The following is a 725-nucleotide window of genomic DNA, read 5'->3' as shown; positions in this document are numbered from 1 at the left end:
GCGACGTCCTCGAACGCGGCCAGCATCGGATCCATCAACCGCGAATGGAACGCATGCGACACCCGCAACGACTTCGTCCGACGACCCGACGCCTCCAACCGCCGGGCAACCGCCTCCACCTCCCCCCGCTCACCCGACACCACCACCGAACGCGGCCCGTTCACCGCCGCAATATCCACCCCCGCACCCAACAACGGCCGCACCTCGTCCTCCGAAGCACGCACCGACACCATCGCCCCACCCGACGCCAACCCACCCATCAACCGGCCACGCGCCTCCACCAGACGACACGCATCCCCCAGCGAGAACACCCCCGCCACACACGCCGCCGCGATCTCCCCCACCGAATGCCCCGCCACAAAGCCCGGCCGCACACCGAACGACTCCACCAGACGGAACAACGCCACCTCGAACGCGAACAACCCCGGCTGCGCCCACTCCGTCCGCTCCACCAACCCCTCATCCGAACCGAACACCACCCCCTTCACATCCGCATCAAAAAAGCCGCACACCTCATCAAACGCCGACGCGAACACCGGGAACGCCTCATACAACTCCCGGCCCATCCCCGCCCGCTGACTCCCCTGACCCGAAAACAAAAACGCCGCACCAGCCGCAGAGGACATGGCGCTGCCGGTGACCGCACCCACGGCCGAACGCCCCTCCCCCACCGCCCGCAAACCAGCAACCGCCTCCACCACCGAACCGGCAACCACACCCGCCCG

At 68.3% G+C, this 725-nt stretch carries 1 protein-coding gene; it reads right to left on the bottom strand.

Annotation, left to right across the window (positions count from 1 at the left end):
• Positions 1 to 725, bottom strand: a 725-nt coding sequence (locus ACTMTU_RS36050) for an acyltransferase domain-containing protein (protein ID WP_441267645.1), incomplete at both ends; no start/stop codon positions are given.

This window comes from Streptomyces sp. OZ13 (genome assembly GCF_052068155.1).
GTDB lineage: Bacteria > Actinomycetota > Actinomycetes > Streptomycetales > Streptomycetaceae > Streptomyces.
Note: the sequence above shows the minus strand (reverse complement) of the source record. Positions and strands in the feature narration are given on the sequence as shown.